We start from the raw sequence: 26,597 nt of genomic DNA, 5'->3' as shown, positions 1-26,597 counted from the left end.
CATCGGCCACCTCGTCACAACCATCGAACCAGCCGAATGTTCAAACTACTTCGAAAGCGCCGGATACGCTTCCGTCAAAACCTGAAAGGCTCTAAAACTGTGTTGTCCAAGAACAAAAGCCGGGGCGGAGCCTCGGCTTTTTCGTTATGAAACGCGACGGGCCGATTATTTTACGGAAGCCGCGCCGCCGCTGATCGTGACCGTTTCATCGCCGGTCAGGGCTTCACGATCACCGTTCGGAAAGGTGACGAAGCAGCCGGACGGGCAAAAATCGACGGTTTCGCCGGGCGCGACGATCATCTCGCGTTTGGCAGCGCCTTCCGTGACCACGACGGTCTGCGGATCGCTGTCATTGTTGGAAATCGTGGCAGCATAGGCCCCTCCAGCCGAAGCCGCGAAAACAATCGCCGCAACGAGCGCCAGCTTGGCCAAGCTGATGACTTGTTTACTGTTCATACCGTCCCGACCTTTCCATCGCTCCTGCCGCGATATGTCCACGATCCAGCGAACCCTGTTACTCTCTTGCTACCACTTTATAAGCGGACAAAACTGAACTGCAACTGAACGCCCATCCGTCAAGCCCGGTCGTCGTCCGTCTCCTGCCCCGCATCAGGCCTATCGCTTGTCTTTTTCCTTTTGATCGTCTCGGGCTTGTCCCTGTGCATCGTATTCGACAACGCTTCGATCTCCTGCGGACGAACCACAAGATTCGTCGAGGACGAACCCAGCTGCACCCCCTCGGCGTTGAAGCGTTCGACTATCTGGAATCGCAGTTCGTTCCTGATGCCGACCGTCGTCGTGATATCAGCCACATGGGCATAGACATCGAAGATCAGCTGCAAGCCGGTCATGTTTTGAAATGCAACGAACGGCTCCGGGTTCTTCAGAATGGAGGGATGGCCGCGGACGATTTCAAGCAGTATCCCGTACACCCGGCGCGGGTCTTCCGTATAAGAAGTCTGCACATTGATTTCGATGCGTCCGAGTTTGTTGCGATGGGTCCAGTTACCCACATTGCCGTTGATGAGCGTGGAATTCGGTACGATGATCGACTGTTTCTGGAAGGTCTCGACCTCCGTCGCACGCACGCTGATCTTCTTCACAACACCGCTCACCGTACCGGCTTCCACCCAGTCACCGACCTTGAACGGGCGTTCCGCCAGAAGGATAAGACCGGAAACGAAATTCTGGACAATATTCTGGAGGCCGAAACCGATACCGAGGGAGAGACCGCCAGCGATCAGAGCAAGATTGGAAAGGTTGAACCCGGCGGCAGAAACCCCCATCAGCGCCGCCAGGCAGAGGCCGACATAACCGATAATGGTGCGAATGGAGTTGCGCACACCGGAATCGACGCGCCCCCGCGCCATCACGCTGTTATCGAGCCAGTTCTGAAACCATCGTGTCAGCAGATAACCGATGACAAAGAGCAGCACACCCGTCAGCAGCCCCATCAACGAGATCGATATGCTGCCGATCTGGAAGCCGGTCATCAGTCGGTAGAAAGTGCTCTTCAACTCAGCCCACTGGAAGCCAAGCTGCATCAAGACAAGCGGAATGCCGATGAGCGCCACGATGAGATTGATCAGAATACCTGCTACAAGCCCAAGCTGGTCGAGGGTCGCATCGTCGAAATGGAACCGCTCCCGCATTGCCTTGCCGATCTGGCTCGATGCAAAGGCCTGCTCATCTGAAATCGCACGCCCCGTCAGAAAGCCCATATACATCGTGACCAGAAACGCGCCTGTCACCACGATCTGCTGCGATATGAATCGCGCCATGCCTATATAGCCGAAACCCGCGGCAAGAATGGGCAGCAGTCCCAATATGATCAGGAATGTCCTGAAGCCGCGCGGCCATGCATGAACGGCGCCATCCCCTTCACGCTCGACCGGCTTGAGAAACGCGATTGCGAGGATAAGCGCACCCACCATGACAGTCGCCAGCAAGCTTTTTGCCATCGTCAGCGACAAGGGCGAGGACAGTATCTGATTGACCGTCCCGAAGAATGAATCGAGCCCGCTTGTCAGTGCTGTCGCCGTTATGAGCCAGTTCAATATCCGACCAGGGCGCGGCGCCACCGGAACGAGCCGCCACTGCGGCATATCGGAACTGATACAGGCGGAGGCCAGCCGATGAATGAAGAAAACCAGCCCCAGAACGATAAACAGCGACTGGCAAAGCGATGCAATATCCGTTCTCAGAACATTGAAATAGTTCATGAAAAAGTAGGTAGTGGCAAAGAAGACGCTGACTGCGGCAGACGGTATGACCGTCGACCAGAAAGCCACCGAAAGGCGGCTCAGATAGGAGGGAGATTCAATTGTCGGATCACGCTGGTAGATTGTTCCAAGAACACGCCGCGCACCGAGCTGGATAATCAATGCAGCCAGAAAAGCGAAGAAAGCAGCAGCCAGAAACGACTTGAGCTTGAATGTGCCGACGAAGCGCCACCAGGATTGAACGATACGCCAGAGCGAGATCATCTGGTCGCTTGCGGCGGAAGCGACTTCCGTGCCCAGTGTCGTATCGAGATTGACGCGCTGCGAGAGTGTCCTCGCGAAGAGGTCACGCCGCATGTCGCCGATCTTCGCCGACATTTGATTAACGGCAAGCGACGTGTCTTCCGCCTCGCCCACGAGGGCGTTGATCACGGCCTTTTCGGCAGCGAGCCGGGCACGTTCATCCGCGACAATGGTCGGTTCCGGCGGCTGATCGCCCGACGGAGCAGGGCCAAGCTGTTCCAGACGGGTATTCACTTCCGTCAGGCGGGGACGGAACGATACGCCCGCATCCAGTATCTTCCTGGAAAGCGTGTCCAGTTGCAATTTGAGATTTGCAAGCGCCTCATCGCTCGAAGCCGCCTTCGGCAGTTGATCGCCGATCTTCTGCGCCTGCTGCTTCAGGTCGTTGATGACGGGCTTCTGCTGCTGCACCACGCTGGAAACAGGTGCAGGCGCCTGTTCCGTTAAATCGTTCTGCGCCCTGTCATCCTGCGAGACGGCAGATGCGATGCCGCCCAGTGACAAGGCGCCGACAAGAAAAGAAAATGCAAGAACGCGAAACGTCGATGAGTATGCCAATTTCCATTCTGCCGTTAAACAAAGCCACGGTTTCAACATAAAACGCCCCAATACGGATGCGAGGCGCGGTTCAATACAAGATTTCGCGACACGCGGGAAGCGGCCGGATAGGTTATAAGAATGGCATTGATGCCAGTATTCCCTTGTTCGCGCGAACACAAATGATTAATGAGGATTCGCAATGAGTGTGAAAAGCTGGCTTAACTCCACGGTTAGACTCTAACGAAAGCCTTGGCGATTTGATGAAGGGCATGAAAAACACGGATCGGCACCGACGACACGGCTTCATGCTGTTCGTTACGTGTGTTCTGTCGTTTGCGGCCTTTTTGTTTGCAATCGACTTTTCGGTGCTGGACGGGGATCGTGTCCACAGCCAGCCTGGCCGCATAGCCGCAAGGCAGATCGACCGCGTCCCCGCGACACCGGCACGCCAGCAATCGACACCGGCCCAGCAACCGATGCGCGCTATCCTGATCGATGTCATCGCATCGAAGATCAAGGCAGCCCATCTGGACGGCGCCAAAGCGGCCTTGCCTGCCGGGGCGTCCGACCTCCCCTCTGAAGTCGCTCGATCTGCCGAAGCCGCGCAGAACTTTCAGCGTCTGACAGTTCTGAGGGGAAATTTCGGCTCCGCCCGTGCGCCTCCGAAAAGCGCATAATACGCCTTTCTTGCAGATTGGCTCCTATCAATCCCGAAGCCATTACAACAATGCCCGCGCCACTGCTACGAATGTGGCATACAGGGCATACCAAGCGGAACTTTAATCCATGCGTACTTCGAAATGGGTGGCTGTGCTTTATAGCCTGGTCGTTGCGATCGGCGTTATTGTCGCCCTGCCCAACTTCTTTACCGAAAAGCAACTCGAGGCGATGCCGTCCTGGTTCCCGAAGCGTCAGGTTACGCTCGGTCTCGACCTGCGCGGCGGCTCCTATCTTGTGCTTGAAGTCGATGCGGCAAGCCTCAAAAAGGATCGCCTGCGTACCCTGCTCGACGATGCCCGCAGCAAGCTGCGCGCCGAGCGCATTCAGCCGCAATCCATTCGCGCGGTCAGTGACGCCGTCGTCGTGACCATTCCCGACGCGGACCAGCGCGCCAAAGCCGAAACAGCCCTGCGCACCCTGATCTCCCAGGTCAATACCAGCGGCTTCGGTACGGCTATCAACGATATCGACGTCGCGTCGAGCGACAATCAGATACGCCTGACGCTCACCGAGGCCGGCTTCAATTACCGCCTCGATTCAGCGCTTCAGCAGAGCCTTGAGATCATCCGTCAGCGTGTTGACCAGGTCGGCGTCGCCGAACCTTCGATCCAGCGTGTCGGTTCGGACCGTATCGTCGTCCAGCTTCCCGGCCTCCAGGATCCTGCCCAGCTCCGCCAGCTTCTCGGAAGCACCGCGAAGATGAGCTTCCACATGGTCGCAGACGCCAATCCGAACGATACGCCGCCTCCGGGCGTGACCATCATGCCGGATTCGAAAGACCCGAGCGTCAAATATCCCATCGAGGATCAGGTGGCGCTTTCCGGCGAACGCCTCACCGATGCGCGCGCAGGCTTCGACCAGCGCACCAACGAGCCTATCGTTTCGTTCCGCTTCGACAGTCTCGGTGCGCGCCAGTTCGCCGACATCACCACCAAGAACGTCAACCGTCCCTTCGCCATCGTCCTTGACGGCAAGGTGCTGAGCGCACCGGTCATTCGCGAGCCGATCACCGGCGGTTCGGGTCAGATCAGCGGCAGCTTCACCGTTCAGGATACGGTCGTTCTCTCCGCCCTTCTGCGCGCAGGCGCCCTGCCCGCTCCGCTGACTGTCATCGAAGAACGCACCGTTGGCCCGGACCTTGGCGGCGACGCCATCAAGATGGGCTTGTTGACAGGCATTATCGGCTTCGCGCTCGTGGCCGTTTTCATCCTGCTTCTCTATGGGTTCTGGGGTGTAATCGCGAATATTGCGTTGCTACTCCATACGGTGCTGACATTCTCGGCATTGAGCCTGATTGGAGCGACACTGACGCTGCCGGGCATCGCGGGTATCATCCTCGGTATCGGCATCGCAGTCGATGCGAATATCCTCATCAACGAACGTATCCGCGAAGAAACCCGAAAGGGTCTTGGCGCCATGGCGTCGCTTGACAAGGGCTTCCATAGCGCCTTTGCAACCATTGTGGACGCCAATGTCACCACGCTGACGGCGACCATTCTTCTGTTCCTGTTCGGCACCGGCCCGGTACGCGGTTTCGCGGTCACCATGATGCTCGGCATCGCCATATCTATGTTCACCGACGTTACACTGGTGCGCATGATCATGTCGTGGTTCGTCCGCCGCCGTAAGCTCAAGGTGCTCCACATTGAACCGTTCCTGAAATTCGTACCCGAAAACACGAATTTCCGCTTCATGAACGCGCGCTTCATCGGTATCGGCGTCTCGATCTTCCTGTCTATCGCCTCGATCATTCTGTTCTTCACGCCCGGCCTGAATTACGGCATCGACTTCAAGGGCGGCATCCAGGCAGAAATTACGACCTCGCAGCCGGCCGACCTCGCACAACTTCGCGCCAAGCTCGGCTCGCTCGATCTGGGCGAAGTCGCCCTTCAGACCGCCGGTAGCCCAAGTCAGGTTTTGATCCGCGTTCAGCGTCAGGACGGAGGCGAAGAAGCGCAATCGGTCGCAGTCGGCAAGGTGCGTCAGGCCGTGACCGAACTCGACCCCGGCGTAAAGATCGAACGCACGGAAGTGGTTGGCCCGAAAGTTTCCGGCGAACTGGCTCGATCGGGCATGATCGCCGTCGTTCTGTCGGCCATCGCCATGCTGCTCTATATCTGGTGGCGTTTCGAATGGTTCTTCGCTCTCGGCGCCATTGTCACGCTCGTTCTGGATACAACCAAGATCATCGGCTTCTTCGCGCTGACGCAGCTTGACTTCAACCTGACCGCTATCGCGGCACTGCTGACGATCATCGGCTATTCGGTGAACGACAAGGTGGTGGTCTATGACCGTATGCGCGAGAACATGCGGCTTTATAAGTCGAAAACGCTGCGCGAGATCATCGATATGAGCATCAATCAGGTGCTCGTGCGCTGTGTCTACACGTCGATGACAACTTTCCTCTGCATGTTCCCGATGGCCATCTGGGGCGGTAGCGCCGTTCACAATTTTGCCGTGCCTATGCTGTTCGGTATCGTGATCGCAACCTCGTCCTCGATCTTCATTGCGGCACCGATCCTCCTGTTGCTCGGCGACTGGTGGCAACGTCGCAAGCAAGCGCACAAGCAGGCGGAAGAAGGCGCGGTCGCCCAGAAATAGCCCACTTGCCGGGCAAGGCTTCTGCCCTTGCCCGGCCCCATTTTTAAAATCGAAAGAATAGAGGGGAAAGGCATCTGATGCCCCATGACACGCCTTTGATTGCGACAATCGTCATTGGGTTATGCCTTGCGTTTATCTTTGGTGCGATAGCCACCCGACTGAAAATCTCTCCCCTCGTCGGCTACCTGCTCGCAGGCGTCATTGCCGGACCGCACACACCCGGCTTCGTTGCCGATCAGGACCTCATCCTGCAGCTTGCCGAGATCGGCGTCATTCTGCTGATGTTCGGCGTCGGCCTGCATTTTTCCCTGAAAGACCTGCTCTCCGTCAAAGCCATTTCCGTTCCCGGCGCGCTGGCGCAGATCGTGACGGCGGCAGCGCTTGGTACGGGCCTCGGCCTCATTCTCGGTTGGGACATACAGGCCGGGATCGTTTTTGGCCTGGCTCTTTCAACCGCAAGTACGGTCGTCCTGCTTCGCGCCATGCAGGAGCGCCGCCTGATAGACACCGAGCGCGGCCGCATCGCCGTTGGCTGGCTGATCGTCGAAGACCTCGCCATGGTAATCGCGCTGGTGCTGCTTCCGGCAATCGCCAGCGTGACGGGTCGCGCGGCAGGCACTGCGGCAAGCGATCCCCTCGTCACATGGCTCGGTCTCGGTATCGGCGGCATCATTCTCCTGACAATCGGCAAGGTCATCCTGTTCGTCGCCCTGATGCTGATAGTCGGACGCAAGGTCATCCCCTGGCTCCTTAAAGTCGTGGCCCAAACCGGCTCTCGGGAACTGTTCCGCCTCGGTGTCCTCGCCATTGCACTGGGCGTGGCTTTCGGAGCTGCGCACCTCTTCGGTGTTTCCTTTGCGCTTGGTGCCTTCTTTGCCGGCATGGTGATGAGCGAATCCGAACTCAGCCATCGTGCAGCGGAAGAATCCCTTCCCCTGCGCGACGCTTTCGCGGTCCTGTTCTTCATTTCAGTCGGAATGCTCTTCGATCCGATGAGCCTGCTCAGGGACCCGCTGCCGCTTCTTGGAACGCTCGCCATTATCCTGATCGGCAAGTCGGTCGTGGCGTTCTTCATCGTGCGTGCTTTTCGCCGCCCGGTCAGCACAGCGCTTACCATTTCAGCCAGCCTTGCGCAGATCGGCGAGTTCTCGTTCATTCTTGCGGGTCTTGGCGTCAGCCTCAATCTTCTTCCGCCCGCCGGACGCGATCTCATTCTGGCAGGCGCGATCCTGTCGATTTTCCTCAACCCGGTGATGTTCATCGTCGCCGAACGCATGAGGCCATGGATCGAAAAGCGCAGCAAGGGCGAAACACCAGCAGATGAAAGCGCGCTTGCCGAGCCGCGTATTTCGGAACCTGAACCCCTACCGCAAACCCTTCTCACCGGACACACCATTATTGTCGGCTATGGGCAGATCGGCAGCAGGCTCGCAGTCGGATTACAGGATCAGGCCGCGCCCTATCTGGTCATCGAGGACTCGCCCAAAATCTGCACGTCGTTGAAGGAAAAAAATATCGAAGCCATTGCAGGCAACGGGTCGGATGCCGAAATACTGAATGCCGCAAACCCTGGGGCGGCGCAAAATCTGGTCATAGCGATCCCTAATGCCTTCGAGGCAGGGCGAGTGACCGCTTTGGCTAAGGCCGCCAATCCGGCTATCAATATCGTTGTTCGCGCCTGCTCGAATGCGGAAGCGCAATATTTACAGGATCTTGGCGCCAACTTCGTCATCCTGGGTGAAGAAGAGATCGCGGCTGCCATGGCCAAGGCAATCGGGACTGAGGTCAAAAAGAGAAACGGTGAAACAGTTTCCGCACGAACAGGCCTTCAGAGCAGCGAAATGGGGATAGTATCGGAAGATACGCTAGCCGATACAATGGGCACAAAGGGGGACGACATGAAGCATGACGGCATGGTAACCGGTCGATGAAGGCAAAGGATTATATTTGGCCGATCGTAGGTGTTTGTGCAGTTGGCGTGTCGGCCTGGCTTCTTTATCGTGAGCTGCGCAGCATTTCCCTCGACGATGTTCTGGACAGTCTCTATGCCATTCGTATGCAGCATTGGGTGCTTGCTACAGCTGCGGCACTGCTCGCCTATAGTTCGCTGGCAGGTTACGATCGCATCGCGCTCCTGCATCTCAGGCGCAGGATTTCCTGGCTGTTTATCGCGCTCTGCTCCTTTACCACCTATGCTCTGTCGCACAATATCGGCGCCTCGGTAGTATCCGGGGCGGTTGTCCGCTATCGCGCCTATTCCTCGCAAGGGATGCCGGGCAGCGAAATCGCCGTCCTGATTGCCTTCTGCTCCTTCACCTTCGTTCTCGGCGTCATCATCACCTCCGGTATCGTCCTTCTGCTGGAGCCGCATATTCTCATGCGCTTCAACGAAGAACTGACCCCCACGATCTCCGTTATCATTGCCTTGATAATGCTTGCTTCCGTGCTGCTTTATATTTTTGGAAGCTGGTTGCGCCTTCGTCCGCTCAAGATCGGCAGCTTCCGCCTGGAATATCCGCGCCTTTCCGTCGTGGCGCAGCAACTGATCGTCGCTCCGCTGGAACTGATCGGTGCCGCCGGCATCATCTATTTCGCCTTGCCCGAGGCGGGAAATCCCGGTTTCCTGATCATTCTCGGCATCTTTCTGGTCTCCTTCTCGGCCGCACTTATCTCCCATGCGCCGGGCGGGCTTGGCGTCCTGGAACTCGTATTCCTGACGGGCTTGCCGGATATGGATCAAGCGGATGTTCTCGCGGCCCTGATCGTTTTCCGCCTTCTCTATCTGCTCATCCCCTTCGCCATGTCGCTGGTGGTCGTGCTCGTATTCGAGAAATCGCAATTCGTACTGCGCTGGAACGAAAAACACCGACAATAGCGACAATGCGGAAACGGAGTATAATTTTCGCGACCTTCGCCTCGATTTGAATTCACTTTGCTTAAAAATGGGCCGCTGACCACCTATTTTGGAACGAGTTTCGCAATTGCGAAAACAATGCCTCCCAAGGCCGATCCAAGAGGAACAACGAATGCCTGCGACATTGATCATCCCCGGTTACAAGGGATCGGAAGCAGGCCACTGGCAGCGCCAATGGTTGCATGACGATCCGTCAGCATTGCTCGTCGAGCAGGACGACTGGCATTATCCGGTGCTATCCGACTGGATGTACGCGCTCGAAGCCAGGCTCGCCGAAAATCCCGGTGCGGTTCTGGTCGCTCATAGCCTTGGCTGCGCACTGGTGGCGCATCTGGCACGCCGCCCATCAGCGTCACATGTCGCAGGCGCGCTGCTGGTAGCGCCAGCGGATGCCGAAACCATGGCCCGCAAGGACCGCCGGTTCGAAAGCTTCGCCCCCCTGCCACGTCAGGAATTGGGTTTTCCTTCCATCGTCGTTGCGAGCCGCAACGACGAGTATATGAGCTTTGCCAAGGCGGAAGCTCTGGCGCATGTGTGGGGTTCGGGCTTCGTTGATCTCGGGCATGCCGGCCACATCAACGTGGCAAGCGGCTTCAACCGCTGGCCGGAGGGAATCATCCTCGCTTCCTCCCTGCACAGGGAACCGGTGACAGACACGCTTTCCCAGGCAGCGTGAACACGACGCCGCTCATTCCTGTTCGGATGAGCGGCTTCTTCGCGTCGTTTCAGGCCCTCTGCTTCCGTTCCAGGAAAACTTTCAGAACGAGCGTCAGAAGAGCGATCAGCGCCAGAGTGGAAGCCGCAGCAAAGGCACCGGCGACATTATAGTCGTTGAACAGCAGCTCCACCTGCAATGGCAACGTATTGGTTTTACCACGAATGGCGCCCGACACGACCGAGGTTGCGCCAAACTCACCCATGACACGCGCATTGCAGAGCACCGCGCCATAGAGCAAGGCCCATTTGATATTGGGCAAGGTCACGTGAAAGAATGTCTGCCACGCATTGGCGCCAAGCGTCAGAGCGGCTTCCTCCTCATCGCTGCCCTGCACCTCCATCAATGGAATAAGTTCCCGCGCAACGAAAGGCGATGTCACAAAAAGGCTCACGAGGAAGATAGCCGGAACCGTGAACATGACCTTGACGTCATAGGCCTCCAGAAAGGGACCCAGAAGCCCTTGCGAGCCATAGAGAAAGAGATAGGTCACGCCTGCCACAATCGGCGAGATGGAAAAAGGTATCTCCACGAAAGTGATCAGCAGTCTTCGGCCCGGAAACCGAAACTTTGTCACCAGCCAGGCAACGCAGACACCGAAGGCCATGTTGATCGGCACCACGACAATCGCGGTGAGAACCGTAAGCCAGACCGCGTGAAGCGTATCGGGTTTCAATATCTCGCTGAAAAATACATCGATGCCCTTGCTGAATGCATAGGAGAAAATAATCGCCAAGGGAGCGCCGATGCAGATGAGCGACAGGATGGCCGCCAGCCCGATCAACAGCCTGCGAAATGGCCCGGAATTGCGGGCCTGTATGGTTGCGCTAGCGTTCTGCATAGCGAAGCTGCCTTGCCTGGACGAGATTGGTCACCAGAAGCATCGTGAAGGCCATGACCAGCATGACGAAAGCGAGCGCGGCGGCGGCCGGATAGTCATATTCATCGAGCCGGATAAAGACGAGCAGCGCCGTCACCTCCGTTTCGAACGGCAGATTACCCGAAATGAAAACGATCGAACCGAACTCGCCGAGACTCCGTGCGAACGATAGCGAGGCGCCCGCCAGAAACGCCGGAAAGATGGTTGGCCAGATGATATGCGTGAAGGTCTGCCAGTTGCTGGCCCCGAGGCTGCGAGCCGCCTCTTCCACATCGGCACTCATATCTTCAAGCACGGGCTGCACCGTGCGTATGACGAAAGGAATGCTGGTGAAGAACATTGCGATCATGATGCCGGCCGGCGCATAGGCAACCTTGATGCCGAGCGGCTCCAGGATACCTCCGAACCATCCATTCTGCGCAAAGAGCGTCACAAGGGCGAGGCCCGCAATTGCCGTTGGCAGCGCAAAGGGAAGATCGACGGCGGCATCGATCAGGCGCTTGCCCGGAAACTCATAACGCGTCAGCACCCACGCGAGCAGCAGGCCGAACAGGCCATTGAACAGGGTTGCCACCGCGGCTGCGCTCAGGGTGACGCGATACGTCGCCAGAGCCCGGTCGGAACTCACGATGTTCCAGAAATCGCTCCACCCGAGGCCCGCTGTCTTCAGAATCATCGCCAGCAGTGGAAGCGCGACGATCACCGCCAGATAAAGCAGGGTACAGCCGAGGGTCAGTCCGAACCCCGGCAGCACCGAATTGCGTTTCAAACTCAACAATGACACTGAATTTTCCCAGAAGCACGACGGGATCATTCCGCCCCGTCCATTGCACCAGTTACTTGCGGGTAAAAAGCTGGTCGAGCACACCGCCTTCGGAGAAATGCTCCTTCTGCACCTTCTCCCAGCCGCCGAACTCGTCCTCCACCGTCACAAGCCGTACATCGGGATAGATATCCTTGTGCTTCGCGATCACATCCTTGTCGTGCACGCGATTGAAATTCTGGGCCAGAATCTCCTGACCTTCCGGGGAATAGAGATAGTTCAGATAGGCCTCAGCGACCTTGCGCGATCCGCGCTTGTCCACCACCTTGTCGACCACCGTAACCGGGAATTCCGCAAGCAGGCTCATCGGGGGAACGACCACATCGTATTTGTCCGCTCCCAGAACCTTCTCCGTGCCGCGCGTTTCGGCTTCGAAAGTGACGAGCACGTCGCCAATGCCGCGTTCGGCAAAAGTCGTGGTGGCGCCGCGACCACCGGTGTCGAACACCGGGACATTCTTGAAAATCCTGCCTATGAATTCCCTGACCTTCTCCTGATCGCCCTTGAAAGCCTCATTGGCATAGGCCGTTGCAGCGAGATAAGTGTAGCGGGCATTGCCCGACGTCTTCGGATTCGGGAAGATAACCTTCACATCGTCACGGGCAAGGTCGTCCCAGTTCCTGATATTTTTCGGATTGCCCTCGCGCACAAGGAAGGCCGGAAGCGAATAATAGGGCGAGGAATTGTTGGGAAGGCGCTTCTGCCAGTCCGCCGGGATGAGATCGCCCCTGTCATGCAGAACCTGCACGTCCACGACCTGATTGAACGTCACCACATCGGCCTCCAGCCCCTCAAGAATGGAGCGAGCCTGCTTCGAAGAGCCTGCATGTGACTGGTTAACGGTCAGGTCTTCACCGGTCTTCGTCTTCCAGTCGGCAACAAAAGCCTTATCGATCTGTTCGTAAAGTTCACGCGCAATGTCGTAGGAAACGTTCAGAATTTCCTTCGGCTCCTGCGCCTGAACAGGAGCGGCCCCAAGGCCCAACGCCACTGCCGCATATAGAAATATTTTTCTCATTGGACGCATCCTCGTCGCCCCTCCTGCATAAAGGGCGCATTTTTCAGATTGATTTCGGAAAACAAATCTAACGAGAGAAGATGCAAAATCAATCTAAATCATTGATTTAAATATATAAACTACTTTTTGGCTTGATCGTGGAACAGGTGACCAGCGAGCAATTCGGCAAGAGAAAATATTTCTCATTTCAGCCGACGCGGTAAAATGAAAAGCAAAAGGCCGGAAACTTCGTTACCGGCCTTCGAAAATATTTTGGCTGCTGCGGCCTCACCAGAAACCACGATGCTGCCAACACCAGAGGAAACTATCCTCCCCGCCATCAAGTCTGTTACGCCGACGGGCAGCTATCTCGTCGGCATTCAGCTTCATTTCACGCCAGGGCTGCTCAAGAAAGGCGGGAACGCGCAAAACCGCATTTTTCGCCCTGACCACGAACAGTCGAACGGTTCTCTTCATGCACACCTCCTCCCGAAATGCCGCAATCTGCATCGACTACAGAAGGCATTCAGACAAAACTACGCATGGAGCCTTCCACAACCCATCCTGACGATTGGCCGGGACGGTCAGCTCCAGTTCAATCTGCCGCGCTTCGCCGCAAGAATGAACAATGCGTTAATTTTGAAGGCTTCCCGGCAATTGTCAATAACCTACTTATTTGATCAGAGTTAACAGCCTGAAATAATTTGCGAGCGGCACGTGCCAGGCAAGGTGCCGATTTATTCAGCCGGCGAAATCTGTACCCGGCGCTTGCGCACCCGACGCGGACGCGATCTGAAGAAACGGACACCGATGACCGTGACGACGATAGTGACGACGGTGATGCCGATAACGAACCAGAACATGTGATCGCCGTCCATCCTGGCGAAAATGCCGGCGCCGCGGCCCGCAAGCCAGCCCGGAAGGAACATGAGCGGCGCCCAGACGAGCGCCGACAGCAAATTGGCGGTCTGAAAGCGCGTCTGGTCCATTGACATCATGCCTGCCACCATCGGCACCGTACAGCGTACCGGCCCGAAGAAACGACCGAGAAAAACGGCAGAGAAGCCATAACGGCGGAAAAGCAGGCGCGCACGCGCCACTCCGCTACGATGCTTGTTGAGCGGCCATTTGTGGATGATGCTGCGCCCCAGCCACCATCCCAGGAAATAAGAGATAATATCGCCAATCGCCGCCCCGATGATGGCGCCGATGATCACGGGAATAGGTTCGATGATTCCCGCGCCCACAAGGCCGCCAATGGCGATCATGATCGGTGTGGCAGGGATGAACATCCCGATGATGGCGAGGGATTCGCCGAAGGCGATCGCGCCCACGATAGGTCCAGCCCATGCCCGATGATCGGAGATAAACTGTCCGAGATCGCCGATTATGCTTTCCATTCCGTCCTCAAATGCCGCGAACCGGTTTGTTGAAGCGGCCGAGACCGCTTCCGTTTTCTTTGACAAGGGCAATCCGGTGCGTGAAGCGCCTTGCTCAGACATGCTCGTCGCGTCGAAGTCCTTCATCAGGACGACTACCTGCCGATAAAGTCTTTTATATGCCGTAACTTCTCAGACAAGCATCAATAATTGATGACGCGGCTGCGACATTTGCAGCGTAAGCCCCATTCCCTGCATGGAGTAGACCCCACCCGGCGCTCTGTATCAGCCCTTCCAGAATATGGAGCAGCCCGGCCTCGCTTACAACGCCGGAAGCAAAAAATGAATCAAATCGAGAATCTCTCGCTTTGATTCTCCAAACGGGAGCAAAAGAGATACAACCGTAGAGAATGTTTTAAATCTTCGCACCCCTAGCGTGCATGACCCGAGTTTCCAAAACCGCGCATTTCCGGGCTTTCGGCGCGAGATGAAATTTTTTTTACGAATTTTGCACTGGAAGACTGGACAGGTGGAAAAGAGGCCTTTATAGAACCGCTCACTTCACCGGGGCCGCTGCCCTGGCAAAGCGAGTGGGTGATTAGCTCAGTTGGTAGAGCAGCTGACTCTTAATCAGCGGGTCGTAGGTTCGATCCCTACATCACCCACCATTTTCTCTTCTGAAAACAAACGCTTCCGCTGATAACTTCCACCGATAAATCGGTCGGAATTCCCACCGTCATGCCGAACATTACCCAAAGCCTCCCGTCATTCGAGTTCCGACAGCTCGACACATTACCAATAATTAATTGGCCTATTCATATCGTGTTCATCTAAAAAGACAGACATTACTCGCACGCCAATCAACGGCGCCACTGTAAAAGAGTAACGGAGTCAAACAACATGAAATCGAAAACCGCATTTATCGCTGTAATTGCGACATCTTTGCTTTCCGTTTCCGCCTTTGCACAAGAGAGCAATAGCAAAAATACTGATAAGCCGGCTGCGGAGACGACCGTTGCACCCAATAAGGATATGAAGGGCAAGCGAGGCCCCATAGACCTTGAAAAATTCTCGCGCATGGATCGCCTCAAGGCCGCAGATACGAATGGCGACGGTGTGCTTTCTCGCGATGAGATCGAAGCGCTGGCTCTCAAGCGGGTCGTCAATCGTGCAGCCAATCGCATGGAACGCCGCCTTGACGCTAATGGCGACGGCAAGGTCACTCTGGCTGAGATCGAAAACCAGCGTCAAAAGGAATTTGCAGCGCTTGATCGCAACGAAGATGGCAAGATCGACCGGAGTGAAATGCGCACTGCGAAGATGTACCATCACGCCAGAGGCCAGCATCATAAGGGTCCCCATCGTTGGGGTCACAACAGAGGCGATATGCATAAGGGCCCGATGAAGCCCCAGACCGAAGCGCCTCAGGAATAATCGAAGAATAAAGCCCATACCAATAGAGCGGTTCCGACAGGAACCGCTCTATCTGTTTGTTCTGAGCGTTTTTCGAATCTCGAGCGGGATTTGAAATCAGCCCGAAAAACTGATTTTCCCGACAGACGCTTCACACCTTTGCCGTTCGATGCGCGAACGCGGCCGAGGCGCTCCCCTTACGAGCGTATGACGCCTTTCTTGAAAATAATATTTCCGTAGAGCCGCTTTTCACCCGTCCGGATAATGGCGAACGCTTCGCGCGCGCGATCATAGAACGCAAAGCGCTCAATCGGATCGACCGGGATAGCGCGCCCTTCCCCCTTTTCAATAACAGCTTCAAACTCCTTGAAAATGGCCGGGACTTCGTTCGGAGCCTGCATGACCGCAGCCGGCTTGTCGACGAAATCGTCCAAAGGAAGTAGCGACAATACTGCTTCCGCCATTTCGGTAGCGCTGATTCCGGGAAAATCGAGCACAGGCACGCCGGAAGCCTGTGCCGGGTAGTTTGCGTCCACAATCACGAGATCGTCGCCGTGGCCCATATCCGCGAGAACTGCAAGCAACGAGCCGGTAAGCAATGGGTTGATATTCTTCAGCATAGTAATTCGTTTCCTGTGAAAGACCGATGCCTCACCCTATGGCATTTCCAGTAAAAGTGTGAGGCTGGTTCAGCGCCGAATGGGCGAATTTAAACAGACAGGTCAAGCCTTCGACCTGAAGGCTGAACTCAATCCTCCAGGCCGGATATATCCCGGCAATTTGCTGCGGCGCTTTCGCCTGACAAATCCCGAACAGCAAAACGCCGACCAGAGGCCGGCGTTTCTTAAGCTGCAATAACGACTGGTTTACTCGTTCTTTGCCTCGATAGTCACCTTTTCGAGCAGAGAAAGCGGGTTCTGCGATGCTGTCATCAGTTCCAGTGCGCCAATGCCTTTTTCAGCCTTCGACTTGACGGTCATTTCAAAAATATTCGGCTTGGCGAGAAAAGCGGAAAACGCACCCACCACATCCTGCAACTGCGGCTGGTCCGATGCCAGTTCCTGAAGAAAAGCGGCTGCAACCAGAGACACCATACCCCGCACGTCATCTTCCGACATGTCGTTTTCTTCGGCATAAAGCTTGATGCCCTTGGTGATGATGCCTTTCTCCTCGATCTTCAGGCTCACCTGTTGGGCCTTGAGGCCAAGCAACGCGACCTGGGTCATCACCTTGTCACCCGAGAAGAACTCCTTCGTAAAGCCCCCGACCAGACCCGACAGGGACACTGAACCCATATCTTGCCCGCTGACAGAGATGTCCTTGATGATCAGGTTCTGATTTGCCTCGTCCCAGTTGGCTTCAAGATTCGAGGACACGACAAGACGGTCATAACCAAGCTTCTGAAGCTGCTGATAAAACTCGTCGCCATCATTTCCCGGCACCTTGATCGACATATCCTCATAAGCCACGCGCACATCGGTCGGAATGCCGTTATATGGCTTATTGAGTGCGACTTCGTAGCTCTTCATCGCAAACTGAATACGTTCGGGCATCGACGGAACTGCAGATTCATCAATCGCGGCCTGATCCGCATCATCCTCGTTTTCAATGCCCTCGCTCTCATTCTTGTCATATGGCAGATCGGCATCGATACCAGCCACGCGAAGTGTGCCGAATTCCGGGAGCATCGTCGTGTAAGGAAAGTTCTCGGCTTCCTCGTCGTTCAAAGCCGCAAATTTCTTCAGGGCTTCCATTGAAGAGGACCAGGAAAATCCCTTCAGCGAGGCTTCGTCCATCTTCATGTAGTCCTGGCCTTCGGCAAACGAAAACCCATTGATGGACATGTCCATCTTCTGATCGTCGAATGCAAACGCGATGCGGTCGATCCCCCCCTTGCCTTTCGATGTATCGAGCGGCTCGATTTTCATGCCGAGCATCTCGACATCGCCCTTGCCGATCGTATCGAACAGCGACGTAAGATGAAGCAGGACTTCGCGGGTCTGCGCAGGGGACAGCTCTTCCGTGCCCTGCAAGGCGCGGAACTTGTCCATGGTTTCCGTGAACGGAATGGCGGGCATACGCGCAGTGAAACCGTTGCTGCGGATTTCGTCATAGCTGAAACTCGCCTCACTGGTCTTCATGACGATATTCTTCGCCTTGAACGGGCCATAGACCGGCTTTGCTTCCTTGTCGTCAAGGCCGGCTTTCTCGGTATAAAGACGCGCAAGGAATACACCGTCCACATCCTCGCCCTCGGCGAGGCCCATGGTGCCAGCCATCTTGTCCCGGACTTTTTCACCGTCTTCGCCGGGCACATCGACCGCAAAGTCGAACGCCGTGCTACCTGCGCTGTAGCGAGCTACCTGCCCCTGCCTGACATCTTCCAGCGTCACATCCTTGTAGAGGATGTTCTGCTCATCGCCGTCGGTTACGGTCTGGACGATCTTGATCTCAGGCGCACTCACGCGCTTTGCCGAAAAGCGACCGACACGGTCCGGCAGTGTCAGGCCACTGTTTCCAAATGTGTCCTTCAGCATGGCGCGGTCGAAATTTGCGTCTTCAATCGCAACGCCCGGAATGGAAATCTTGTAGTTTCCAATCTCCGTATGGATACCGGAAGCGTTCAGCATCCCTGTCAGAAACAGAAACTTCGGACGGCCGTCAACCGAGGCAATGCGGATGTCGGAGCCATCCTTCAGCGGCAATGCGACGTCACGCAGGTGAATGTTTCCGAAAAAATCTGCTTCGACGGAAGCTGCTTTACCACCGCGCTTTTCAAGCTGCGACGTAATCGTCTTTTCAAGCGTGATCTTATAGCCTGCCAAACCGGCGGCAGCGATGGCGATCACCGCAACTGCGGCCCAAAGCGCCTTGCGGCTACCTTTCCGGGTTTCGTTCTTTGCCTGCTCCACGATGCTCGTCCTTTCAGATAGAACCGGTGTCTGTGCAAGCTATTGCCGAGAACGAATCTCCGCCGGGCGGGAGGCCCCGGCATCGCGTAAATACGGCTAAAACAACAGCTTAAAACACACTGCCTGAATCAATCAGGCAGACTGATGCTCTAACTACCTGAAATTGCAAGCGCAAGCAGGATCGATAAACTTGCTCACAATATTTCACAACTTGCTACTAAAGCTACACTGGAGAAAACAACCCGACGAATCTTTCATTCAAAAAGCATCATGTAAAATTCAGTCCGGTGGAAATTTCCGGTCTCGTAACAATGGTCGCCATTCTTCTCAATCAGAGCGGTTGTTCGGGATGCGGCGATGAGCCGTAAGCTCCCCAGATCGACTGGTCGAAATTCACGATAGCGCCAGTCATCAGACCGGACTCTTCGGACGCCAGAAAGGCAATCGCACGCGCGACCTCCACCGGATCGATCAATCTTCCAAAAGGCTGCGCCTTTGCAGCCGTCTCAAGCCAGTTCTCCGGCGCATCGTGAAACTCGCGCTGGATACGATCTTCGCCGTCAGATGCCATCCAGCCGATGTTGAGACTGTTGACGCGTATCCTGTTGCGGAGAACGGAATAGGCGACATTACGGGTCAGCGTGTCCAGTGCGCCCTTGGAGGCACAATAGGCTGCAATAAACGGCTGGCCGCCCATGGACGACATGGAGGAAATATTGACGATCGTGCCTTCTACCTTGTCGCGGCGGAAAAGTTTAATCGCCTCCTGAATCAAAAAGAATGGCGCACGCATATTGACTGCAAAAAGGCGATCAAACAGTTCAGGTGTCGTATCCAGAATTGTGCCGCGATCCGTCAATCCGGCGGCATTCACCAGAACATCGAGCCGTCCAAAGACTCTGTCGGCTTCGGCAACGATCTTGCGGCAGTCCTCGATTTTCTCAAGGTCGGCTTGAACAAAAACGACTTTGGCTCCGAGTTCCGAAAGTTGCTCGGCCTGCGCTCTTCCCCTTTCGGCGGAACGCCCGCAGATCACAAGACCTTTTGCGCTTCTTTCCGCAAACAGCCGGGCTGTCGCGGCTCCAAGACCCTGCGTACTGCCAGTGATGACGGCAACCTTGCCGCTGAATTGGCCGTTCATTCTACGCTCCGAAAATTCCGGTCAAACCCGACCGCCCAGTTCGGCAGTCAGGTCGGCGAGTTCCTGCCCGCCCGCCATGAGGCTCTGCAACTCATCCATATCCACATCGCTTTTGGTACGCGTTCCAAGCGTTACGCCGCGGTTAAGCACGGTGAACTTGTCCCCGACCGCATGGGCATGACGGACATTATGAGTGATGAAGATAACGCCAAGCCCGCGCGAGCGCACAAGGTTGATGTATTTGAGGACCATCGCCGTCTGGCGTACGCCGAGCGCCGAGGTCGGCTCATCCAGGATCAGCACTTTAGCGCCGAAATAAACGGCACGGGCGATCGCCACACACTGGCGTTCGCCGCCGGAAAGAGTCCCCACCGCCTGCTGCGGATCACGAACATCGATTCCGATTTTTCGCATTTCCTCGCGGGTGACTTCTTCCGCTTGTTCTGTGTCGAACCAGCGGATCGGACCAATACCCTTGGTCGGCTCACGTCCCAGGAAGAAATTCCGCATGACCGACATCAGCGGGATCATTGCAAGGTCCTGATATACCGTGGCTATGCCGTGATCGAGCGCATCGCGGGGACTGTTGAAGGAAACAGGCTTCCCTTCGACCAGAAAGTCACCGCTCGTCGGTTTGTGAACGCCGGAAAGCGTTTTGATGAGGGTGGATTTGCCCGCACCGTTATCGCCCAGCAGACAATGAACCTGCCCGGATTCGACGCTCAGAGAAACGCCGTTCAAAGCAATGACCGGGCCGAAGTGCTTGACGAGATTGCGGACTTCGATGATGGGTGTCGTCATGGCAAACCTCCCTCTCAACGCTCGCCCGTGGCGCGCTTGCGGATGAAATTGTTAAAGAGCACAGCGATCAGAAGCATTCCGCCCAGAAAGACAAGATACCAGTCCTGATCGATCTGCGTATAGGTGAGCCCGATCAGCACCATGCCGAAGATGATCGCTCCAAAGAAAGCGCCGATGGCCGAACCATAACCGCCGGTGAGCAGGCATCCCCCGATAACGGCCGCGATGATCGCTTCGAATTCCTTCTGAAAGCCGCGCCGCGCATCCGTCGACCCCGCATCGAGAACCGTGAGGATCGCCACCAGCGCAGCGGCCATGGCCGTGCACATGAACAGCGTGGTCTTGACCCGGCGCACCGGCACGCCGGAATTACGCGCCGCAAGTGCATCACCGCCCGCGGCAAAAATCCAGTTGCCGAAACGCGTACGCACCAGAATATAGGTTGCAACCAGCGCGATCCCGACAAACCACAAGACCTCGACCGGCATACCTTTGACCGTCGGCTCTCCATTCGGAAACCTGGCGATCAGACCGTTTTCGGTCAGCCAGCCGAAAAGCCCCTGAAAGGCGTCGCCGGAAAAGAGTCCGGCAAGATAACTGCCGCTTACTGCCTCCTTCACACCTCGTAACTGGGTTGCACCGCCCGTCGCCCATTTCAGCCCAACGAGCGACAGGCCGCGCAAAATGAACAGGAATGCAAGCGTCACGATGAATGACGGCAAGCCCGTCCGAATAACGATCTGCGCATTCACAACGCCAACGAACGCCGCGAACAGCAGCGTGACGATGATGGCAATTCCAAGCGGCACCTGCCATACGACCAAAGCCGCCGCAAAGATGAGACCGGAAAAGGCCACCATCGATCCGATGGATAGATCGAACTCGCCACCGATCATCAGCAGCGCCGCTGCCACCGCGAGAATGCCAAGCTGCGACGCGGGCGCCATGAAATTCATGATACCGGCTGCGGTAAACATCGCCGGATTGGCAATCGAAACAAAGAAAATCGTGATGAGGATGAGGCCCGATACCGCCCCCAGTTCCGGTCGGCTCAAAACGCGCTGCAAGGGGCTTGCCGACCGCAACCGCTCGTCCCTGGGCGTTGCCGCCGCTCCGGCCTTCTGTTCGGAAAGTGGCTCGCTCATGATCTTCTCCTGAAGCATTTTCGCGACCATGTCGAAATTTCAGGGCCGCTGGAGCATTTCCGGCAAAGCGTGAAACGGCTGGAAATGCGGTCGAAGTAAACACTCAGAACATGGGTGTGGGCACCCGTTCCCGCCCATTCTCATGGGCGGGCTGGCTATCGTTTGGTCGAAGCTGCTTACCGTATGCCCTTGGCCGACAGTTCCACCACCTGCTTGGCCTTATCCTTGGTGATAAGGTTCGGGCCGGACGGAACATTGCCGCCGGGCATCAAGCCGTATTTCGCATTGAGTGCCAGAAACGATACCGGCAGATAGCCTTGCAGGAACTGCTGCTGGTCGATGGCAAAATCGGCCTGGCCCTTCTCAACGGCTTCGAGGAAACCGGCCGACATATCGAAAGTCGCCACGTGAATGCCGCTGCGACCGCTTTCGGCGGCGGCTTTCACGGCAGGCTCGCCCGCGAGCGTGGCATTGAGCGTCAGGATCGTGTCTACGGCAGTATCAGAAGCCAGAGCCGCGCGAACCTTGGCTTCATTTTCGGCAGGATCGGTCGAGGTCGGCAGAACCGTCACATCACCGAACCCTTCCTTGAAGCCTGCGCAACGCTGGTCCAGCGAGACGTTGCCCACTTCCTGATTGACACAGATACCTTTCTTTCCGCCTGCATTCTTCAGTGCCTCACCCGCGACTTTACCGGCATCGAACTCGTCCTGCCCGACATGCAGAAGCGCACCGAGCTTCTTCGAAGCATCGGAGCCGGAATTCATGGAAATAACCGGAATACCGGCTGCCACGGCGCGCTGGATCGACGGTCCGAGAGCATCCGCGTCAGGAATGGAAACCACGATACCTTGCGGATTCTGGTTGATTGCGGCATCGATGAGTTGCGCCATCTGCACCATGTCGAAAGTTTCCGGCGCACGATAATCGACCTTTGCGCCCGTATCCTTTGCCGCCTCGGCAACGCCGTTTTTCACAACAGACCAGAACGGATCGGAAGCCTGACCGTGGCTAACCACGACAATATTGATGTCAGCCGCGTGGGCCGCGAAAGATGCAGCCAGCAACGCCACCCCGGCTACTGCCGATTTCAATAGAGATTGCATGTTCACTCCTCCCTTGTCCGGCATTCCCCGCCGGTTTGCGTTGACGCCTTGCCTTGCACCTGCGTTGCGCGACGCTCCTCCAAGCGCTTTTTCGCTGCCACCGGCAGGGCACGGATTCATTCAATAGAATGAAACATTCATAATTAATTTCGAGTGGAATTATAATTCCATTTCTGTTAGCTCATGTCAATCGCATAAGCTGCCGACGACGAGCTTATTTTCCGGGAGAGAAGGACAATGGCAGGCAAGGCTGGAATTGTCGCAACTGGTTTGATCGGGTCCGGCTTCATGGGCAAAACCCATGCGCTTGGCCTTGCAAACGTCAATCGTGTATTCAATCTGCCGCTTGAAGTTCATCTTCACACATTGGCCGATGTAGATCGGGAAACGGCGGAAAAGGCTGCAAGACAACTCGGGTTTGCCCATGCCACGGGCGATTGGCGAGAGGTGATAACCGATCCGGACATCAATCTTGTCGATATCACGACGCCCAACCGGTTTCACAAGGAGATGGCGCTCGCGGCGATTGAGGCAGGCAAGCACGTTTATTGCGAAAAGCCGCTCGCACCTACCGCAGCCGATTGTCTTCAGATGGCGCTTGCCGCTGAACGCAAGGGCGTCCAGACCGCCGTGGGGTTCAACTATCTGAAAAACCCGATGATAAAGCTCGCGAAAGAAATCATCCATAGCGGGGAACTGGGAGAAGTTCGCAATTTTCGCGGTATACATGCGGAAGATTTCATGGCCGATGCCCGCATTCCGTGGACATGGCGGCTCGATCCAGCGGGCGGCGGCGGCGCGCTCGCAGATATCGGCAGCCATATCATCGCCGCGGCGCGCTACCTGGTCGGCCCCATCACGGAAGTGCTGGGCGACGCCGTCACGGTCATTCGTGAGCGACCGGACGTTTCGGACCCGTCGAATATCAGGCCGGTCGAGGTGGACGATGTCTGCCATGCAATCCTGCGCTTCGATAACGGAGCGACCGGCACACTGGAGGCAAGCTGGATCGCCGGTGGCCGCAAGATGCAGCACGATTTCGAAATCTCAGGCTCGAAAGGCTCCCTGTTCTTCTCGCAGGAACGGTTCAATGAACTCGATCTTTTTCTTTTTTCAGACCGGAAGGGACAGCAGGGGTTCCGCAAGATATTTGCCGGCCCCGAACACGAGCCGTATGACGCGTTTTGCGTGGCAGGCGGTCATCAGATTGGCTTCAACGATCTGAAAACGATAGAAATTCGCGATTTTCTGCTGTCCATCGCCGGACAGAAAAACGGTCATGCAGACTTTCGGGAAGGCTATGAGGTGCAGAAAACCGTGGAAACGATCTACGCCTCCTCGCGCGAACGTCAGTGGAAAAGATCAAGCGGTATGTGACGTCGGGTGGACGATAAATTCTCCATCCACCGTCAGGATCTTCGCCCGGATACCATAGACACTGTGCAGCCGCTCCGCGGTGAACACCTCTGTCGGGGCACCGTCTGCAACAAGCTCTCCCTTGTCGAGAAGGAGAAGACGCGTGCAGTGCTGCGCGGCAAGATTCAGCTCGTGCAGGGACGCGATCACGGTACGCCCCTCCCTCGCGAGTTCCGCAAAGCTCTCCATCAGTCTGAGCTGATGTGCGGGATCGAGGCCGGCCACCGGCTCGTCGGCAAGGATGACGGGCGTATCCTGCGCCAGAACGCGCGCGATCAACACACGCGCGCGCTCCCCGCCCGAAAGCTCTGTGACGGGGCGTTCACGAAATTGCCCGACATCCATGCGCCGCATAGCGGTCTCGACAAGCGTTCGGTCTCCTTCGCTCAGGCTCGCAAAGACTGGCTTGAGAGCCGAGCGTCCCAGAGAAACAAGCATTTCGACCGAAACCGGCCATGCAACGTCACGTTCCTGCGGGAGATAGGCAAGTTTCTCCGCCTTTTTGAACACGCTCAACCGGCGCAGGTCATGCCCGTCCAGCAATACATCCCCATCGGACGCAACAAGTCCGAGGATGGCTCGCAGCAACGTCGTTTTGCCTGCCCCGTTTGGTCCGACCAGGCCTATGAACTCGCCACCGCGACTTTCAAAACTCATATTCGTCAGCACTGACTTGCCGCCAAGCCTGACGGAAAGGCTTTTGACCGAAAGCTCCGTGACATGAAGCAATGTCATACGAGTTGCCTCCGATATTTGAAGACGAGCCAAAGGAAGAATGGCGCTCCTATGATTGCCGTCAGAACGCCAAGCTTCAATTCACGGCCCGGCATGACGACACGCACCAGAATATCGGCCAGAAGCAGAAGAGCGCCACCGCCGAAGCCGCTCGCCACCAGCAAACGCGACGGGCGTGCGCCGACCAGCGGGCGCAGGAGGTGCGGCACGACCAGCCCGACGAAGCCGATTGCGCCCGCAACCGCCGTGGAAGCCCCGACGCACGCTGCTGTTCCAAGCACGGCGAAAAGCTGTACCCGCACCAGATTGACGCCCATTGTTGCAGCGGCATCCGCCCCAAGCGTCAGACTGTCGAGCGAGCGACCGAGTGACAAAAGCATCGCCCATCCTATGAAGATGAATGGAGCGGCAAGGGCAACATGGGTCATGGACCGGTCCGTCAGAGATCCCAGCATCCAGAATACGATTTCCATCGCGGCAAACGGATTAGGCGATAGATTGAGCGCCAGCGCGGTCAGTGCACCGGCAAGGCTGGTAACCGCCACACCGGCCAGAATGACAGCAAGTGTACCGGCGCTACGCCCTGCAAGAAGCTTGACCAGAAAGACCGAAATGAAAGCGCCCGCCAGAGCCAGAAGCGGCAAAGCCAGGGGAAACAGAAGCGACAGACCGCTATAGATCGCGATGACGGCGCCGAAGGACGCGGACGCACTGACTCCGAGAAGGCCCGGTTCGGCGAGCGGATTGCGCAGATAGCCCTGCAATGCCGCCCCGGACAGGCCGAGAGACGCTCCGATCAGAAGCGCCAGCAACGCACGCGGCAAGCGGATTTCCCGCATCACCAGTACAATCATTTCGCTATTCTGGCCGAAGAGCGCCTTGAAACTGTCGCCAATGCCAAGCGCGGTGGGACCGGTCAAAAGGGAAATGGCGAAGAGCACGGCCACAAGCAGGATCAACCCGGCGAGCAGAAGATGAAAACGGCGGCTCTCAGTCACGGGCAGCCTCCGCAAGTTCCGCCACAGCCTTGATACTGAAAGGGCCGCCGCAAACTGTGAGATTATCGTCTAGTGTCACCGCCCGCGCCTGCTTTTCCAGAGCGCGCAACGCTGGATGACGGAAATTTTCGAATGCCAGTGCGGGCGCACGATCGCGCGTGCTGCGAACCAGCATATCCGGTTTCGCCAGTACCAGTCTTTCCAGAGGCAACAGTGCCGATCCGGTAATGCCCGCCTTGTCCGCCATGTTTTCAAGCCCGGCGAGACGCACCGCCTCATCGATCAGCGTTCCCGCACCGGACGTATAGCTGTTGGCATAATAGAGCGCGACCGTCTTTGACCGTGCCGGTCCCTTGATCGCCGCAAGCGCGGCCTTCATGGAAACGATCTGCGCCCGTGCTTCGGCCTGCCGCCCCAGAAGATCGCCCAAGCGGCGCATATGTTCTTCAATGTCCCCGAACGAACGCGCCGGAGCAAACTCCTCCACCCGGATGCCGAGCCTGCGCAGAAGGCCGACCGTGGCGCGGGAGGAAAATGTCCCGGCGAGCACCAGATCGGGTTTAAGCAGAAAGACTTCTTCCGCCCCCACATGGTTGACCGGAAATTGTCGCGCCTTATCGGCCATAACGGAGAGTTGCGGATCGCGCGACAGGTAGGAGATGGACTGCAACTGCCCCTCCCGTGCGAGGAGCAGAGCAAGCTGATCTGTACACACATTGATGGACACCACCCGTTGCGGCGCGTCTCCCGCACTGGCTGGCTGACGAACAAAAAGGACCAGCCCCGCCGCAATGCAGAGCCTGCCGATCCTTTTTGCGGATGCTCCTATCATCGCC

Annotated in this window: 23 protein-coding genes and 1 tRNA gene; 8 read left to right on the top strand and 16 right to left on the bottom strand. The window is 56.7% G+C overall.

Translation table 11 applies throughout. The features are described from left to right. Positions 1-165: 165 nt before the first annotated feature. Both FHS76_RS18340 and FHS76_RS18335 read right to left on the bottom strand, forming a co-directional pair. Complete coding sequence (locus FHS76_RS18340; protein ID WP_183656244.1) at positions 166-456, bottom strand: hypothetical protein; 291 nt, start codon at positions 454-456, stop codon at positions 166-168. A gap of 119 nt (positions 457-575) precedes the next feature. Further along, on the bottom strand, positions 576-3,122 hold the full coding sequence (locus FHS76_RS18335; RefSeq protein ID WP_374828649.1) for a mechanosensitive ion channel domain-containing protein: 2,547 nt from the start codon (positions 3,120-3,122) through the stop codon (positions 576-578). A 203-nt stretch (positions 3,123-3,325) separates the two neighbouring features. On the opposite strand from FHS76_RS18335, the gene FHS76_RS18330 reads away from it, so the two are divergent. From FHS76_RS18330 to FHS76_RS18310, 5 genes are all read left to right on the top strand, one after another. Then, a complete protein-coding gene (locus tag FHS76_RS18330) occupies positions 3,326-3,742 on the top strand; it encodes a hypothetical protein (protein ID WP_183656240.1) in 417 nt (138 codons plus the stop codon). 109 nt (positions 3,743-3,851) lie between these two features. After that, on the top strand, positions 3,852-6,386 hold the full coding sequence (gene secD / locus FHS76_RS18325; protein WP_183656236.1) for a protein translocase subunit SecD: 2,535 nt from the start codon (positions 3,852-3,854) through the stop codon (positions 6,384-6,386). A gap of 77 nt (positions 6,387-6,463) precedes the next feature. Next, on the top strand, positions 6,464-8,317 hold the full coding sequence (ybaL, locus tag FHS76_RS18320; protein ID WP_183656232.1) for a YbaL family putative K(+) efflux transporter: 1,854 nt from the start codon (positions 6,464-6,466) through the stop codon (positions 8,315-8,317). Then, entirely contained in the window at positions 8,314-9,261 is a 948-nt protein-coding gene (locus FHS76_RS18315; protein WP_183656229.1) for a lysylphosphatidylglycerol synthase domain-containing protein, read from the top strand. The genes ybaL and FHS76_RS18315 overlap by 4 nt, the downstream gene beginning before the upstream one ends. A gap of 151 nt (positions 9,262-9,412) precedes the next feature. After that, positions 9,413-9,976 (top strand): alpha/beta hydrolase, encoded by a 564-nt coding sequence (locus tag FHS76_RS18310; protein ID WP_183656226.1) that lies wholly within the window; start codon positions 9,413-9,415, stop codon positions 9,974-9,976. Between the two features lie 49 nt (positions 9,977-10,025). Here the strand turns inward: FHS76_RS18310 and cysW are convergent, their stop codons facing one another. The 5 genes from cysW to FHS76_RS18285 all read right to left on the bottom strand — a co-directional run bounded on the left by cysW (position 10,026) and on the right by FHS76_RS18285 (position 14,115). Next, entirely contained in the window at positions 10,026-10,856 is an 831-nt protein-coding gene (gene cysW, locus FHS76_RS18305) for a sulfate ABC transporter permease subunit CysW (protein ID WP_183656223.1), read from the bottom strand. Continuing rightward, a complete protein-coding gene (gene cysT / locus FHS76_RS18300; protein ID WP_183656220.1) occupies positions 10,843-11,709 on the bottom strand; it encodes a sulfate ABC transporter permease subunit CysT in 867 nt (288 codons plus the stop codon). The genes cysW and cysT overlap by 14 nt, the downstream gene beginning before the upstream one ends. 22 nt (positions 11,710-11,731) lie before the next feature. Then, complete coding sequence (locus FHS76_RS18295) at positions 11,732-12,736, bottom strand: sulfate ABC transporter substrate-binding protein (RefSeq protein ID WP_183656217.1); 1,005 nt, start codon at positions 12,734-12,736, stop codon at positions 11,732-11,734. A gap of 267 nt (positions 12,737-13,003) precedes the next feature. Then, positions 13,004-13,192, bottom strand: a complete 189-nt coding sequence (locus FHS76_RS18290; RefSeq protein WP_183656214.1) for a hypothetical protein — start codon at positions 13,190-13,192, stop codon at positions 13,004-13,006. Between the two features lie 260 nt (positions 13,193-13,452). Next, the gene (locus FHS76_RS18285; RefSeq protein ID WP_183656211.1) at positions 13,453-14,115 is read right to left on the bottom strand and encodes a DedA family protein; all 663 of its coding nucleotides are present in this window, start codon (positions 14,113-14,115) and stop codon (positions 13,453-13,455) included. Positions 14,116-14,686: 571 nt separating this feature from the next. Here FHS76_RS18285 and FHS76_RS18280 point away from each other — a divergent pair. After that, positions 14,687-14,762 (top strand) — tRNA-Lys (locus FHS76_RS18280). A gap of 232 nt (positions 14,763-14,994) precedes the next feature. Further along, positions 14,995-15,528: an EF-hand domain-containing protein gene (locus FHS76_RS18275; RefSeq protein WP_183656209.1), complete on the top strand. Its 534-nt coding sequence runs from the start codon at positions 14,995-14,997 to the stop codon at positions 15,526-15,528. A 176-nt stretch (positions 15,529-15,704) separates the two neighbouring features. Here the strand turns inward: FHS76_RS18275 and FHS76_RS18270 are convergent, their stop codons facing one another. From FHS76_RS18270 to FHS76_RS18245, 6 genes are all read right to left on the bottom strand, one after another. Next, positions 15,705-16,127, bottom strand: a complete 423-nt coding sequence (locus FHS76_RS18270; protein ID WP_183656206.1) for an RbsD/FucU family protein — start codon at positions 16,125-16,127, stop codon at positions 15,705-15,707. Positions 16,128-16,373: 246 nt separating this feature from the next. After that, the gene (locus tag FHS76_RS18265; protein WP_183656203.1) at positions 16,374-18,419 is read right to left on the bottom strand and encodes a hypothetical protein; all 2,046 of its coding nucleotides are present in this window, start codon (positions 18,417-18,419) and stop codon (positions 16,374-16,376) included. A 331-nt stretch (positions 18,420-18,750) separates the two neighbouring features. Then, the gene (locus FHS76_RS18260; protein ID WP_183656200.1) at positions 18,751-19,560 is read right to left on the bottom strand and encodes an SDR family oxidoreductase; all 810 of its coding nucleotides are present in this window, start codon (positions 19,558-19,560) and stop codon (positions 18,751-18,753) included. Between the two features lie 21 nt (positions 19,561-19,581). Further along, positions 19,582-20,361, bottom strand: coding sequence for an ATP-binding cassette domain-containing protein (locus FHS76_RS18255; protein WP_183656197.1), 780 nt, complete (start codon positions 20,359-20,361; stop codon positions 19,582-19,584). 14 nt (positions 20,362-20,375) lie between these two features. Beyond that, complete coding sequence (locus FHS76_RS18250; protein WP_183656194.1) at positions 20,376-21,506, bottom strand: ABC transporter permease; 1,131 nt, start codon at positions 21,504-21,506, stop codon at positions 20,376-20,378. A gap of 176 nt (positions 21,507-21,682) precedes the next feature. Continuing rightward, positions 21,683-22,612 (bottom strand): sugar ABC transporter substrate-binding protein, encoded by a 930-nt coding sequence (locus tag FHS76_RS18245; RefSeq protein ID WP_183656191.1) that lies wholly within the window; start codon positions 22,610-22,612, stop codon positions 21,683-21,685. A gap of 237 nt (positions 22,613-22,849) precedes the next feature. On the opposite strand from FHS76_RS18245, the gene FHS76_RS18240 reads away from it, so the two are divergent. Further along, a complete protein-coding gene (locus FHS76_RS18240; RefSeq protein ID WP_183656188.1) occupies positions 22,850-23,989 on the top strand; it encodes a Gfo/Idh/MocA family protein in 1,140 nt (379 codons plus the stop codon). On the opposite strand, the gene FHS76_RS18235 is transcribed toward FHS76_RS18240, so the two are convergent. The 3 genes from FHS76_RS18235 to FHS76_RS18225 are packed head-to-tail and all read right to left on the bottom strand — an operon-like array spanning position 23,975 to position 26,593. Next, a complete protein-coding gene (locus FHS76_RS18235; protein WP_183656187.1) occupies positions 23,975-24,763 on the bottom strand; it encodes an ABC transporter ATP-binding protein in 789 nt (262 codons plus the stop codon). The two genes, FHS76_RS18240 and FHS76_RS18235, sit on opposite strands and share 15 nt — an antisense overlap. Then, positions 24,760-25,761 carry a FecCD family ABC transporter permease gene (locus FHS76_RS18230; RefSeq protein ID WP_183656184.1) on the bottom strand — a complete coding sequence of 334 codons (1,002 nt, stop codon included), beginning with the start codon at positions 25,759-25,761 and terminating at the stop codon, positions 24,760-24,762. The genes FHS76_RS18235 and FHS76_RS18230 overlap by 4 nt, the downstream gene beginning before the upstream one ends. Beyond that, positions 25,754-26,593: an ABC transporter substrate-binding protein gene (locus tag FHS76_RS18225; RefSeq protein ID WP_183656182.1), complete on the bottom strand. Its 840-nt coding sequence runs from the start codon at positions 26,591-26,593 to the stop codon at positions 25,754-25,756. The genes FHS76_RS18230 and FHS76_RS18225 overlap by 8 nt, the downstream gene beginning before the upstream one ends. Positions 26,594-26,597 lie beyond the last annotated feature (4 nt).

It is taken from the genome of Brucella daejeonensis, from assembly GCF_014199265.1.
GTDB lineage: Bacteria > Pseudomonadota > Alphaproteobacteria > Rhizobiales > Rhizobiaceae > Brucella > Brucella daejeonensis.
Note: the sequence above shows the minus strand (reverse complement) of the source record. Positions and strands in the feature narration are given on the sequence as shown.